The organism is Microcystis ichthyoblabe FBCC-A1114 (genome assembly GCF_050500245.1).
GTDB classification, from domain to species: Bacteria; Cyanobacteriota; Cyanobacteriia; order Cyanobacteriales; family Microcystaceae; genus Microcystis; species Microcystis ichthyoblabe_A.
The window spans coordinates 3,927,356-3,941,776 of the sequence record NZ_CP191408.1 but is presented as its reverse complement, the minus strand read 5'-3'; the positions used below and the strand labels follow the sequence as shown (position 1 = coordinate 3,941,776).

Genomic DNA, 14,421 nt, shown 5'->3' with positions numbered 1-14,421 from the left:
AAAATCGGAATCTTGCTGTTTAATAGGTATTTATAACAAGCGATTCCCTTGATCCCCATCGAGTGGATCTCTTGTTCACAAAGCAATCGATGAGTAGTTGAAGGATTACCCAGATCACTGCTTTTGCAAATGCCCAAAAACATTTGCCGTCGTAACTAATCGGAGAGCGTCAACTCATGGTTCCAGAATACCCCCCCTTAGATGAGATGACCTTGCGGCAACTACGACGAGTTGCCAGTCAATACAGCATCTCTCGTTACAGTCGGATGCGGAAAACGCAATTAATCGAGGCAATTACCCAAGCTATGGGAGTAAGCGGCAATTTTAAATCTATTATTAAAGAGGAAAAACCAGTGGAAGCAGCAAAATTTGAATTAGGTCAAGCTAACCCGATCGAAGATATTCTAGGTTCAGTGGATGATGGTTTAGGAGATCTGCCCGGTGGCTACGGTGAAAATCGCATTACCCTCCTACCTCGCGATCCTCAGTGGGCCTATGCTTACTGGGATATCCCCAACGAATCAAAAGAAGATCTCCGTCGTCAAGGAGGACAACAGTTAGCCCTGCGTCTTTATGATGTCACCGATATCGATATCAATAGCCAAGGCGCGCATAGCGTCCAAGAATATCTCTGTGATGAATTAGCCCGGGAATGGTATTTACCGATTCCGGTCAGCGATCGAGATTATGTTATCGATATCGGTTATCGTTGTGCTGATGGTCGTTGGTTAGTTTTGGCCCGTTCTCCTTTAGTCCGCATTCCTCCCGTCTATCCTTCCGACTGGATTGAAGATATTTTTGTCACCGTTAACTGGGAAGAAGAACTGGTGGGTAAAACTGTTTACGAACTCGTTCCCCCCAGCAAACGCTACGACAGCAGCACCGGAACCACCGGAAGCCCTATCTACGACCAAATTTTCGAGAGTGTCGGCGATATGGAGGCCCTACGGGTGGCCGGTTCCTTGTTTGGTTCCATGCAGCACGTCGCTGGTTCCGTACCGATGTCGGAAGTGATCAGTTCTTATGTATTCCCCTCCGGGGTTGGTATGTGGGCAGTTCCCACGGTATCGGGACTAACCGCTTCCGGTATCGGGATGACTGCTTCTGGTATCGGTATGGGTGCTTCGGAAACCCTACAACGTCCGCGCAAATTCTGGTTAGTTGCCGATGCAGAATTAATCGTCTATGGTGCCACCGAACCCGATGCCACCGTAACTATCGGTGGTCGTCCGATTAAACTCAATCCCGATGGCACTTTCCGCTATCAGATGTCCTTCCAAGATGGTTTAATCGATTATCCGATTATGGCCGTGGCCGCCGATGGTGAACAAAATCGTTCTATCCACATGAAATTTACCCGGGAAACCCCCTCTCGCAATACCAACACTAAAGATGAGGCGGTTCTAGAATGGTTATTCTAGATCGGGTTTTCTAACGTTACCAAAGCCAACCTAATTACTTCCCCCTAACTGAGATTCAGTTAGGGGATTTTTTTCGAGAAGTTAACGGCAAGCTACCGAGGGGGTTGCTTGCCGCTATCAACTTCTATTCCCAAATCTGACAGCTTAAATCGCCCGATTTTTGGGAAAGACGCAGATTTTCACCGTAATCGACGGGAACATCGATCACCGTAGGCACCTCTTGCCGGAAAGCCTCCTCTAGTGTCGGGATCAAATCCTGAGTAGATTCCACCCGATAGCCTTTTAATCCCATACTTTCGGCAAATTTAACAAAATCGGGATTACCAAACTTAATAAAAGAAGATGTCCCAAAATAGTTTAACTGCTTCCATTCGATTAAACCGTAACCGCCATCATTAAAGATGAGAGTGACGAAGGGAGTTCCCACCCGCAAAGCTGTCTCCAATTCCTGACAATTCATCATAAAACCGCCGTCTCCCGTCACCGCCACAATGCGCTTATCGGGATGAACTAACTTAGCGGCGATCGCACCAGGGATAGCAATACCCATAGCGGCGAAACCGTTAGAAATAATGCAAGTATTAGGACAATCGGAGTGATAATGGCGGGCCATCCACATTTTATGAGCGCCCACGTCACAAATAGCGATATCTTCTGGTCCCATAACCTGACGCAGATCGTAGATCAATTTTTGTGGCTTGATCGGAAAACCCGTATCATTGGCATAGGTTTCGTAATCGGCCCGAATTTCCGTCTTTAATCCCGCAGTGACAGGAGTTGGTTTATTCTGGCGATCGGCCCGTTTGAGGATATCGATGAGAGAATCGGTGATATCACCCACCACTTCCACCACCGGAGCATAACTGCTGTCAATTTCCGCTGGAGTCATGCCGATGTGAATAATCGGTAATTTCCCGTCTGGATTCCATTTTTTCGGGGAATACTCGATTAAATCGTAACCAACAGCGATAATTAAATCACTGCGATCGAAGGCACAACTAATCAAATCCCGTTGCTGTAATCCTACCGCCCAAAGAGCCAGAGGATGGGTATAGGGAATCACCCCCTTACCCATAAAAGTGTTAGCCACAGGGATATTCAAGGCCGTGGCGAATTCCGTTAAAGCCTCACTAGCATTAGCGCGAATTGCCCCATTTCCCGCCAAAATCAAGGGATTTTTGGCTTTAGAAATCACTGCCGCCGCCATATTCAAAGTCCGATAGGAAGCGTAAACTTTTTCCTGACTGTCGAGGGGCAAAGGACTACCATCGGCAGGCATAGCGGCGATATTTTCAGGAAGATCGATATGAACTGCCCCCGGTTTCTCACTTTGGGCGGTTTTAAAGGCTCTCCGTACCACTTCTGGGGTTATACCCGGCCGGACGATCTGTTTATTCCATTTCGTCACTGGGGCGAACATGGCCACCAGATCCAGGTATTGATGGGATTCAATGTGCATCCGATCGGTTCCCACCTGGCCGGTGATGGCCACCAAGGGTGCCCCATCCAGGTTAGCATCGGCTACCCCTGTCATCAGGTTAGTCGCCCCCGGTCCTAAGGTGGAGAGACAAACCCCCGCTTTTCCCGTCAAGCGTCCATAGACATCGGCCATAAAAGCCGCGCCCTGTTCGTGACGGGTGGTGATAAATTTGATCGAGGAGTTTTTTAGGGCTTCCAAAACATCGAGGTTTTCTTCCCCGGGTAGCCCAAAAATATACTCGACCCCTTCATTCTCTAGACATTTAACTAGAAGTTCGGCTGTGTTTAATTCCCCCATAATTCCCTCCTGTAGAGCTTACTTCATCAGTAAAGTCTCTAGAGATAGTTCATCCCGGCGGATTGAGGTTGTTGCGCTCAACTCGTCGGGATGATATCAGTAGACTATATGTACCAATGTAGCTGACTAAAATTTTGTTTAAGTCTATCCATATACTATTGTGACTTAGATCTTGACCCTTGGCAGATTATTTATTAGCACAATGGAGGGGAATTTTTTTTTAGGCCGTTAATTCTTCGGCAGCGTGGGCTAGTTGGGCGGCGACTTTGGCTAAATAGGGACGACTTAACCACCAGATAAACGGGGACAGCCAACCGCGCAGGGTGACAGAATAGGAAATATAAGTACCACAGAGGGTTGATTCCACTTGGTAGGTCATTTTCTGTTCCATGCCGGGGATAGCGAGAACTCTGAGGCTGAGGAGTTCCCCGGGGCGGACATTTTCCACGAAAACCCGGATAGGAATGGGAGTCAGACGGGTGACAGCTTGATAGATTAACCCCGGTTTAGCGATTAAACCCAAGGGAACATCGGCCTTGGCAATCAAAGGATGCCAAGAGACATCGGCCACATTGATTAATTTTTGCCAGAGGACATCGACGGGGGCGCTACTGACCACCCGATAGGTTTTGTAGAGTGAAAACTTACAGAATAGTCTGCCTTTGGCCGCTACAATCCTTAGGGAAAAATTGAGAATCACCGATCGCCCCCCCGCAAAAATAATCCAGGTAATCTTCCATTGTAAAAAATAAATGGCTTTCTGGGAGTGTGGGCTTTTTATAATTTTAACTTAGCGTCAGCAGAAGTCCCGCGCTTGAGTGCGATCGAATGAATGCTCTATTTAATTTGCTGTCATAACGTATCAAGTCGGAGCGATCGCTAGACTAAAGAGATAACCAAATAGCCTCCGATGGGTAATGATTTGGTAGTAGTGGCGTAGCCCTCTTGCTTACCTGGTATGAATTGTGTAAAATATTTATTAATAAAAATAATTGGAACCCGATCAGTCTTTAAACCTCTAGCTTGATCATGACTTTTCTGATAAATATCTTTTTCTGGCTCCTGTCTGGCTTCCTGAAATATCAGTCTAGCACCGAACAAAGTACCCCCCCTAGTTCACCTCCGTTCTGGCCAATCTCTCAAAATTACCCGATGATATTATCGACAATCTGAAACTGGCTCTTAAAGGCGCAACACTGTCCATGACTGAAGGCATTCCCAATCATTTTGAAGTGATTAGAAGTCTTCCTCATGGTCATGTAATGGCTATTTTAGAGACGATTAAAAAATTAGGTTTAGATAAAATAATCAGTGAAAAATCCTCACGAATCAGAAACTTAGTGGTGGCGATGATTGTGGCAAGAATCATCAATCCTAAATCGAAACTAGCCACAGCGAGAGGGTTTAATAGCGAGACTTGTAGTCAGAGTTTAGGACAATTGTTAGACTTAGAGAAAGCCGATGAAGACGAATTATATAACGCCTTAGATTGGTTATTAGAAAAACAAGAGAAAATTGAGAAGCACCTAGCAATTAAACACTTAGAATCAGGAACATTAGTCTTGTATGATGTCACTTCTACCTACCTAGAAGGAAATGGTTGTGAACTGGGAAAATATGGTTATAACCGAGATAAAAAGAAAGGGAAAACTCAGATAGTTTTTGGTCTGCTCTGTTCAGCTAAGGGTTGTCCGATAGCGGTAGAAGTATTTGCAGGAAACACTTCAGACGGTGCTACTTTAAGCGGACAAATTGAGAAAGTCAGAAAGGGTTGGGGGATTGAGAATGTTGTCTGGGTAAGCGATAGAGGAATTTTAACCAACTCGAAAATCAACGAATTAGTAAAACCCATAGAAGGATTAGACTATATTACTGGTTTAACTAAGCCTCAAATTCGGAAACTGGCTGAGGTAGAAGTGATTCAATTAGGATTATTTGATCAGGTAAACTTGGTGGAATTTGAGAGTGAAGATTATCCCGATGAAAGATTAATTGCTTGTCGGAATCCCTTAATCGCCCAGAAAAATCAACTACAAAGAGAGGCATTATTAGAAGCGGTAGAGAAGGAACTAGATTTGATTGTTCAGGCGACTTAAAGGGAGAAAAGAGCTTTAAAGGGTCAAGATAAGATAGCTTTGAGAGTGGGCAAGGTTCTTAATCAGTTTAAGGTCAATAAATACTATAACTTAGAGATAACAGAGGAAGGCTTTTCTTATCAGCGTCAGCGGGAATTAATCGCTCAAGAAACGGCTTTGGATGGTGTGTATGTGTTAAGAACTTCTCTGGAGTCAACCTTGATGGATGCAGCGACGACGGTTAAAGCTTATAAAAGTTTGTCTCAAGTGGAGGAGGCATTTCGCTGTTATAAGTCAATTGATTTAAAGGTACGTCCTATATATCATTATAAGGGTGATAGAGTCAAAGCTCATATCTTTTTATGTATGTTGGCTTATTATGTGGAATGGCATTTAAAACAGTGCTTGGCTCCTTTGTTATTTGAGGATGAAGAAATTGATGATGGTTCTCTGAATGTGATTAAAGCGAGTCGCAGTGAATCCGCTCAGTCTAAAGAGAGAAAAAAACGGAATCAAGAGAACCTCCCTGTGCATAGCTTTCGGACTTTGTTGGAAGACCTGGGGACAATTTGCTTGAATACAGTGGAATGTACGATTAGGGAGGGAAGTTATCGTTTTTCTAAGATAACTCGACCGACCCAACTGCAACAAAAAGCGTTAGATTTATTGGGAGTTTCCCTGATTTGTACCCAGTAACGGGGCGGCGGAAATTCTCTTAATCCCTCCTACAGCATAGGTTATGGCCTTTTGTCAACGGGGAAGTCCAGTAATAATAAACTGAAGGTGATTAAAAGGAGAGGCTATGGATTTAGAAACTTTAAAAACTTTAGTCTTAGATGTTTATTAAATTGGCATTTTGCTAGTTGATTTTACATGGTAAGTTCGGAAGAACCGTTAACTTTTCGGTTATGAGTTCCTCGGATTAATAAATGAGAGTTAGGACTTCTTGATTGGGCAAATAAATCAAATATGTCTGCCTCACAATCTCCGATTGTTACTACTTGAATATCTTCGGGTATTTGTTGTTGTGTTTCTGATAAAGAATCTAACCATCTTTGACTCTCTTTTTCTTCGGTTTCTCTTTTTTTTCTTTGCTTGGCAATCCCTAAATTCTTTTCTTCTCTTGCCCAGACATATTGATTAATCAGTCCTAAAGGTATTCCTTGCACTGACACTCCTAATGTGGTATGAACTTTGAGACCAAAGGATTTTTTACAATCTAGATAACCCATTCCTTTTTTGGCTTTTTGGGTCGTAAAGTCTAAACTTGTTGTGTCTTGCACTGCCAAAACTATTGGATGTTCTTTGATTCTTTCTACTGTACTTTTGGCTTGGGCGGCAATTATATCTGAGGGGTGAAAATAGGGGGAATTCCAAAAGTCGTAGGTGGCACTCGCTGCGGCTAGATTTCCCGAAGCTTGTGGTACACTTGTGCTAGGTTGGCTGGCCAAGTTTTCTACGATACTGATTAACCTTTTCTTTCTTCTGGTGTCCCCCAGGTCTGCATACTGTAATTCTTGGGCTGCCCATTTGGCTCTTCTGGTTTATGTGTGGAAACGAAGCCTATACTGATAGTTTCTTCGGCAAAATAGTCGTAAAAGTCCTTCTCAGTCAACATTTCACGATTCCATAAGCAAAAATTATCACACAAAGTCGAGAAGAGCCCCCATTTCTCCATTTTTTTGCTTACCTCCACCTTAATTCCTTCTTTCAAAACTATACCTATCAATCGTTTCCCCTTTTTTTAAGTTTCTTCTCTTTTTGTTAAGAAAGATCTGACTAATGGATAGGACTAGAGGGGAGAGTCCTTAGGAGCCGACGAAAATGGTAAAAAGACAGGGGAGAGTCAAAAAACGCGGCTCTCCTGGTTTTCGTGTGTTAATTTTTGTTATAAATTAAAGCAAGCAAACAGCTTAAGTCGAAGATGTTCAAAATTGGTAAATCCATAACTCATTCTTTTAATAAGCTTGATTTTGGTATTCATTCCCTCAATTAATCCGTTGGTTGTATGATTTTCAAAGTAATTACAAATACCAGGCAAATGCTTCTGGATCATGCTGGCACTACTTTGATATAATATCCCGCCTATTCTTATCCATTTTTCCAATTTTCTCTCAGCACCTCTGAACGTTCTACTACTTTGATAAATTTGTCTAATTTCTTCTTTCATTTCCCAGGCTATTCCCAAGCAGGGATGTTCTTTCAGGATAACTTCTAGTTGTTGTTTTTGCTCGTCCTTTAAGTCCTCTTTATTCTTCCATAATAAATGAGGTAATCCTTTTTCATGCACCCCCATTAACTTTCTCAATTTATTAAGCTCGTCATTAATGATATCCATTACATGAAAACGGTCATAGATGATTTTAGCATTGGGAAATAATTCCTTGCTCACTGCTGTAAATCCTGACCACATATCGACGCTCACTTCTTTCACCTTCTCCCGAACTGCGTCTGGCTGTGCCTTTAAGGCTTCCATTAATTCTTCTTGCTTATGTCCTTTAATCACATCTAGTAAAATTTTTTTGTCCAAATCTACGACCGTTGTTATGAAATCTTTATGTCCTTTTAAGTTACTAAATTCATCCAAGCTTATTCGTTCTGGTGCTTCCCACTCTTCCTTTTCTAGTTCTTTAGCACAGTGATTAAATATTAACTCAACTTCTGACCATCCTAACCCTTCTTCTCGACTTATTTCTTCGATGCTACAATTTTTTACTCTCTCATAAATCATCGATTCATAGCGAATTGTCTGAGGCTGTCTTAATCTCATAAAACTCAGTCTTTCGCTGATATACTTTTGGCACTTTTGACAATGAAACTGGCGGCGTGGTACTTCTAAATATACCGGATTGCCTAATATTGACAAATCTCTGACTAGATTATACTCTGTCTGATTGATTCTGTCCAAGGTTTGATGGCAATTCGGACATTCAATTGTTTCATTTAAAAGAGCGAGCTTTAGGAAAATTGTCTGAGCAATTTTTTGATAATTGACCACTGTTACATTTGGTAAATCGAGGAGTTGATCAAAATTTATCCACATAACCCACCTCCTGTTCTGTGTTACTATTATACCATGCTCACACAGAACCTAGAATAGCCAAAACGCCAGTCAGGGACAGAAGAGAACCAAGACAAGTTACAGGACTTGAACCGACTGATACCGTGGCAAAGAGGGATTTAGTATTAGTTATTTAAAATGGCCAATTCAAGTCTGAATTGCATCACTGTCTGATCTACCTTTATAGAATACCTCATTCGGGGTACGATAGTCAAGACATTTTCGAGGACGATTGTTAATCAAGTTTACGGCTCTTTCCACCTCCTCTGGCTTAACGATTTTAAAATTCGTTCCCTTAGGGAAAAATTGTCTTAACAGTCCATTGGTATGCTCGTTTAATCCCCTCTCCCACGAATGATAAGGAGTAGCAAAATAAAAATCTGCTCCTAGTTTCTGACTCAACTCTTGATGTCCACAAAATTCTTTAACCTTGTCACAAGTAAAGGTTTTTCTTTTGTCAGGGTGAATCTCTTGAAAAAGTTTTTCTGTGACTCTATTGATTTCCGATGCGGTTTTGTTTTTGGCTAATCCTGCTACTAAAAATTTCGAGGCTTTATCTACATGAGTAACGAGAACTCCTAGATGATTGCCTCCAATCATTGTGTCACTTTCCCAATGACCGATTTCAGTTTTCTGGTCAGCAATTACTGGTCGCTCGCTGATATCTACACGCCCTGGAATCCCTCCACGCTTACTTTTTGCTCCGCCTCGACTCTTTCTTTGACAAAGCCCCCGGCGTAAATATTTCTGGTACTCTCCACATCCGTGATAGTTCTGATAGATCATTTGATAGATGGTTTCGTGACTGAGAGATTCTTGACTGGCTCTTTTCAGACGACCTGCTATTTGTTCGGGACTATGATAATCTTTCAATCCTTCTTTGACCAACTCTAAGGCTGACTCGCTGACATTTTTAAAGGGTTGTTTGGCATTTTTTCGCCTTGTCTCGCTTTCAGCTTGTGCTGTGTCAGGTAGATAGCAGCCAAGAGAACTTTGATTCCTTTTTAATTCCCGTGATATTGTGCTTTGATGACATCCGAGCCAGACGGCCATTTGCCGTTGAGATAAATTTCCCTCCTGACTAAGTTGGTAGAGCAAGTTTCTGGCTATTCTAGGTTCTGTGTGAGCATGGTATAATAGTAACACAGAACAGGAGGTGGGTTATGTGGATAAATTTTGATCAACTCCTCGATTTACCAAATGTAACAGTGGTCAATTATCAAAAAATTGCTCAGACAATTTTCCTAAAGCTCGCTCTTTTAAATGAAACAATTGAATGTCCGAATTGCCATCAAACCTTGGACAGAATCAATCAGACAGAGTATAATCTAGTCAGAGATTTGTCAATATTAGGCAATCCGGTATATTTAGAAGTACCACGCCGCCAGTTTCATTGTCAAAAGTGCCAAAAGTATATCAGCGAAAGACTGAGTTTTATGAGATTAAGACAGCCTCAGACAATTCGCTATGAATCGATGATTTATGAGAGAGTAAAAAATTGTAGCATCGAAGAAATAAGTCGAGAAGAAGGGTTAGGATGGTCAGAAGTTGAGTTAATATTTAATCACTGTGCTAAAGAACTAGAAAAGGAAGAGTGGGAAGCACCAGAACGAATAAGCTTGGATGAATTTAGTAACTTAAAAGGACATAAAGATTTCATAACAACGGTCGTAGATTTGGACAAAAAAATTTTACTAGATGTGATTAAAGGACATAAGCAAGAAGAATTAATGGAAGCCTTAAAGGCACAGCCAGACGCAGTTCGGGAGAAGGTGAAAGAAGTGAGCGTCGATATGTGGTCAGGATTTACAGCAGTGAGCAAGGAATTATTTCCCAATGCTAAAATCATCTATGACCGTTTTCATGTAATGGATATCATTAATGACGAGCTTAATAAATTGAGAAAGTTAATGGGGGTGCATGAAAAAGGATTACCTCATTTATTATGGAAGAATAAAGAGGACTTAAAGGACGAGCAAAAACAACAACTAGAAGTTATCCTGAAAGAACATCCCTGCTTGGGAATAGCCTGGGAAATGAAAGAAGAAATTAGACAAATTTATCAAAGTAGTAGAACGTTCAGAGGTGCTGAGAGAAAATTGGAAAAATGGATAAGAATAGGCGGGATATTATATCAAAGTAGTGCCAGCATGATCCAGAAGCATTTGCCTGGTATTTGTAATTACTTTGAAAATCATACAACCAACGGATTAATTGAGGGAATGAATACCAAAATCAAGCTTATTAAAAGAATGAGTTATGGATTTACCAATTTTGAACATCTTCGACTTAAGCTGTTTGCTTGCTTTAATTTATAACAAAAATTAACACACGAAAACCAGGAGAGCCAGTTTCTTTGTTCTATGTTAAGATGTTGGTGGCTCATTTTGGGTCTGATTTGTTTTTGTTAATGATCAGACAGTACCTGATGAGCCTTTCTTTGTCAACTCTTGAGGTTGATGCGTTTCATTTTTGAATTGGCGAATTATTCCCTCTTCACCACTGTATATAAAGGAGATTTCCCCGACCAACACTTTCTTAACAAAATCTTTTATTCGAGGTGTCCCAAATATAGTGGTAATTTAGAGAATTACCGAGAAACAAAAGGTAAAAAGGATGATTGTAGCGGCGAATTGCCTTCGCCCTCTTTTAATAACTTCTGCTTATCACTATAAGTGGGAGAGAGTCACAAATATTGAGATGCACCCAAAAGATGAGTCTAAAACTTTACTTTTTGCGTCATGGCGAAACCACAGCCAGTCAAACGGGTAGTTTTTGCGGTCGATTAGACTTGGAACTAACCCCAGCAGGCTATGAAATGGCCAAGGATTTCGCCCTTGCCTATCGAGATGTGCCTTGGACAGGGATCTATTCCAGTCCCCTCAAACGTACCATGGCCACGGCCAACCCTTTAAGCGAACTCTTGGGTATTCCCATCCACAAACGGGAAGGATTAAAAGAGATTGCCTACGGCCAATGGGAGGGAAAAACCGCAGCCGAGGTTAATCAGGAGTTTCATGATGATTATGTGCGCTGGTTAGCAGATCCGGGCTGGAATTCTCCCACAGGAGGCGAAAAAGGCATCGATATCGCTCGCCGTAGTTCGGAAGTATTAGAGGAAATCGACCATCATCACGATGATGGCCATATTTTGATCGTTTCCCATAAAGCAACGATCCGAATCGTGTTATGTTCTCTTTTAGGCATTGATATCGGCCGTTATCGCGATCGAATTGCCATGCCCGTGGCCTCGGTGACGATCGTCGAATTAGCCGAACATGGTCCCCTCTTTCAAGTCATGGGCGATCGCTCTCACCTCCGCAATGACCTGCGCTCGCGAGCGGGAACCTAACCAGTCAACAGTAACCAAGGAAGCCCCGGATTTGGTCTCCTGAAAAACTATGTGCTTGATGTTATATTTTCTGCGACACGGACAGACAGCCTATAGCAAAACGGGAGGATACTGTGGTACTCCAGAAAATGATCCCGGTTTGACTGCCGAAGGCATCGAAATGGCGGAAGAATTCGCTGATGTCTATCGTTCTTTACCTTGGCGTGCGGCCTACGTCAGTCCCCTCCAAAGAGCTATTCAAACCGCTAAACCTCTCTGTGAAGCGGTGGGACTGAAATTAGAAATCCGCCAGGGATTACAAGAGATCGGTTATGGTCTTTGGGAAGGTATGCACCCCAACGATATCGATCGTCAATATCATGATCTCTATGTACGCTGGTTGACGGATCCGGCTTGGAATGCCCCCCCCAACGGGGAAAGGGGGATCGATATCGCCCGTCGTTCCGCGGCCGTTTTGGAGGAAATTGAACACACCCACAGTGATGGCAATATCTTGATCGTTTCCCACAAGGCCACCATCCGGATCATGCTCTGTAGTCTGATGGGCATTGATGTGGGCCGTTATCGCGATCGATTTGAAATGCCCGTGGCCGCCGTCAGTATTGTCGAATTAGGCAGTCGTGGCCCGCTTTTCCATGGCATCGGTTTACGTTCCCACCTCAGTGAGTACCTGCGTTCTCTCCCCTGCACCTAATCAGTTATCAGTGATCAGTGATCAGTTATCAGTGATCAGTGATTCAGTTATCAGTGATCAGATGTCAGTTTTCATACTCAATCCGGTTATTAAAAACTGATTATCTATTCCCTCTTTTGCCTTTTGCCTTTTGCCTGTCCTGATATGTAGCCTATACTCAACGGATGGCCGTATTACTTCCCACTTGATCATTCAATCCAAGCTTTTGGTCAGTTATCAGTTATCAGTGATCAGTTATCAGTGATTCAGTTATCAGTGATCAGATGTCAGTTTTCATACTCAATCCGGTTATTAAAAACTGATTATCTATTCCCTCTTTTGCCTTTTGCCTCTTGCCTTTTGCCTGTCCTGATATGTAGCCTATACTCAACGGATGGCCGTATTACTTCCCACTTGATCATTCAATCCAAGCTTTTGGTCAGTTATCAGTTATCAGTGATCAGTTATCAGTTATCAGTGATCAGTGATTCAGTTATCAGTGATCAGATGTCAGTTTTCATACTCAATCCGGTTATTAAAAACTGATTATCTATTCCCTCTTTTGCCTTTTGCCTCTTGCCTTTTGCCTGTCCTGATATGTAGCCTATGCTCAACGGATGGCCGTATTACTTCCCACTTGATCATTCAATCCAAGCTTTTGGTCAGTGATCAGTTATCAGTTATCAGTGATCAGTGATTCAGTTATCAGTGATCAGATGTCAGTTTTCATACTCAATCCGGTTATTAAAAACTGATTATCTATTCCCTCTTTTGCCTTTTGCCTTTTGCCTGTCCTGATATGTAGCCTATACTCAACGGATGGCCGTATTACTTCCCACTTGATCATTCAATCCAAGCTTTTGGTCAGTTATCAGTTATCAGTGATCAGTTATCAGTGATCAGTTATCAGTGATTCAGTTATCAGTGATCAGATGTCAGTTTTCATACTCAATCCGGTTATTAAAAACTGATTATCTATTCCCTCTTTTGCCTTTTGCCTCTTGCCTTTTGCCTGTCCTGATATGTAGCCTATACTCAACGGATGGCCGTATTACTTCCCACTTGATCATTCAATCCAAGCTTTTGGTCAGTTATCAGTTATCAGTGATCAGTTATCAGTGATTCAGTTATCAGTGATCAGATGTCAGTTTTCATACTCAATCCGGTTATTAAAAACTGATTATCTATTCCCTCTTTTGCCTTTTGCCTCTTGCCTTTTGCCTGTCCTGATATTTAGCCTATACTCAACGGATGGCCGTATCAGGTCACTGATTACTGTTTACTGATCACTGAAAATACTCCCCACTTCCAATTTATGACCAAAATCCATCACTTTGAGCTATTACCTTCCACTAATACTAAAGCATGGGAATTATTAGAGTCGGGGGAAAAGCCGCCTTTTGTGGTGACTGCTAGTCAACAAAGTGCCGGGAGGGGACAATGGGGACGGGAGTGGATTTCTGAACCGGGAGGATTATATTTATCTTTGGCTTTAAATCTGGATTTAGAGGTGGATAAATCTGCCCATCTCGTTCTCGCTACAGTTTGGGGCATCGCTCATCAGCTGAATTGTCAGGAAATACCTGTTAAAATCAAATGGCCGAATGATTTAGTATTACTAGGGCGCAAACTAGGGGGAATTAACCTAGAAACCCGTATTCAGGGTCAAAAAATCCCGCAAGCAGTCATCGGAGTAGGCCTCAATTGGTCTAATCCTGTCCCCCCCACGGGTATTAATTTACAGGCTTTTACTGGCAATAAAAGTACCTCGATCGCTCAGTTAACCTCTCTCACCAGCGATGCTATCCTATACGGCTATGAATATTACTGTCATCGCGGCATAAAAGCCCTATTAGCCTCCTATTTAGAACTTTTTGCCAATTTTGGTCAAAAGATAGCTTTTGAGGGCTATCAGGGCATAATAACTGGGGTAAGCGATCGAGGGGAATTAAAAGTTAAATTAACCTCGGACAATGCCAGTAGCGAAATCTATATACCGGCCGGTAGGGTCAGTCTCGGCTATAATTGAGTCTAAATATTTTTTTGACTAAACTGTGAGAAG

General features: G+C 42.3%; 10 protein-coding genes and 3 pseudogenes. 7 read left to right on the top strand and 6 right to left on the bottom strand.

Going from position 1 to position 14,421, the window contains the following annotated elements:
* Positions 1–176 precede the first annotated feature (176 nt).
* Positions 177–1,421 carry a DUF4912 domain-containing protein gene (locus ACQY1Y_RS19060; RefSeq protein ID WP_002737786.1) on the top strand — a complete coding sequence of 415 codons (1,245 nt, stop codon included), beginning with the start codon at positions 177–179 and terminating at the stop codon, positions 1,419–1,421.
* A gap of 124 nt (positions 1,422–1,545) precedes the next feature.
* Here the strand turns inward: ACQY1Y_RS19060 and ACQY1Y_RS19055 are convergent, their stop codons facing one another.
* Complete coding sequence (locus ACQY1Y_RS19055) at positions 1,546–3,198, bottom strand: acetolactate synthase large subunit (RefSeq protein ID WP_002737584.1); 1,653 nt, start codon at positions 3,196–3,198, stop codon at positions 1,546–1,548.
* Positions 3,199–3,418: 220 nt separating this feature from the next.
* A complete protein-coding gene (locus ACQY1Y_RS19050) occupies positions 3,419–3,898 on the bottom strand; it encodes a hypothetical protein (RefSeq protein ID WP_002735718.1) in 480 nt (159 codons plus the stop codon).
* Between the two features lie 427 nt (positions 3,899–4,325).
* On the opposite strand from ACQY1Y_RS19050, the pseudogene ACQY1Y_RS19045 reads away from it, so the two are divergent.
* Both ACQY1Y_RS19045 and ACQY1Y_RS19040 read left to right on the top strand, forming a co-directional pair.
* Positions 4,326–5,969, top strand: a pseudogene (locus ACQY1Y_RS19045) (IS1634 family transposase); the annotation flags it as partial.
* Positions 5,970–6,041: 72 nt separating this feature from the next.
* A pseudogene (locus tag ACQY1Y_RS19040) lies at positions 6,042–6,140 on the top strand (transposase); the annotation flags it as partial.
* Positions 6,141–6,166: 26 nt separating this feature from the next.
* On the opposite strand, the pseudogene ACQY1Y_RS19035 reads toward ACQY1Y_RS19040, so the two are convergent.
* The 4 genes and pseudogenes from ACQY1Y_RS19035 to ACQY1Y_RS19020 form a co-directional block, all read right to left on the bottom strand.
* Positions 6,167–6,772: pseudogene (locus tag ACQY1Y_RS19035) on the bottom strand (IS4-like element ISMae7 family transposase); the annotation flags it as partial.
* Entirely contained in the window at positions 6,742–6,951 is a 210-nt protein-coding gene (locus ACQY1Y_RS19030; RefSeq protein ID WP_430014695.1) for a hypothetical protein, read from the bottom strand. The gene ACQY1Y_RS19030 and the pseudogene ACQY1Y_RS19035, both read right to left, overlap by 31 nt.
* Positions 6,952–7,161: 210 nt before the next feature.
* Positions 7,162–8,316 carry an ISL3 family transposase gene (locus tag ACQY1Y_RS19025; protein ID WP_430013357.1) on the bottom strand — a complete coding sequence of 385 codons (1,155 nt, stop codon included), beginning with the start codon at positions 8,314–8,316 and terminating at the stop codon, positions 7,162–7,164.
* A gap of 165 nt (positions 8,317–8,481) precedes the next feature.
* Positions 8,482–9,444, bottom strand: a complete 963-nt coding sequence (locus ACQY1Y_RS19020; RefSeq protein ID WP_430014694.1) for an IS30-like element ISMae39 family transposase — start codon at positions 9,442–9,444, stop codon at positions 8,482–8,484.
* A 53-nt stretch (positions 9,445–9,497) separates the two neighbouring features.
* Between ACQY1Y_RS19020 and ACQY1Y_RS19015 the strand changes: the two genes are divergently transcribed.
* From ACQY1Y_RS19015 to ACQY1Y_RS19000, 4 genes are all read left to right on the top strand, one after another.
* Complete coding sequence (locus ACQY1Y_RS19015; protein ID WP_430013357.1) at positions 9,498–10,652, top strand: ISL3 family transposase; 1,155 nt, start codon at positions 9,498–9,500, stop codon at positions 10,650–10,652.
* A 395-nt stretch (positions 10,653–11,047) separates the two neighbouring features.
* Positions 11,048–11,686 (top strand): histidine phosphatase family protein, encoded by a 639-nt coding sequence (locus ACQY1Y_RS19010; RefSeq protein ID WP_430013356.1) that lies wholly within the window; start codon positions 11,048–11,050, stop codon positions 11,684–11,686.
* A 49-nt stretch (positions 11,687–11,735) separates the two neighbouring features.
* Positions 11,736–12,380, top strand: a complete 645-nt coding sequence (locus ACQY1Y_RS19005) for a histidine phosphatase family protein (RefSeq protein WP_002759710.1) — start codon at positions 11,736–11,738, stop codon at positions 12,378–12,380.
* Between the two features lie 1,294 nt (positions 12,381–13,674).
* Positions 13,675–14,388 carry a biotin--[acetyl-CoA-carboxylase] ligase gene (locus ACQY1Y_RS19000; RefSeq protein ID WP_430013355.1) on the top strand — a complete coding sequence of 238 codons (714 nt, stop codon included), beginning with the start codon at positions 13,675–13,677 and terminating at the stop codon, positions 14,386–14,388.
* Positions 14,389–14,421 lie beyond the last annotated feature (33 nt).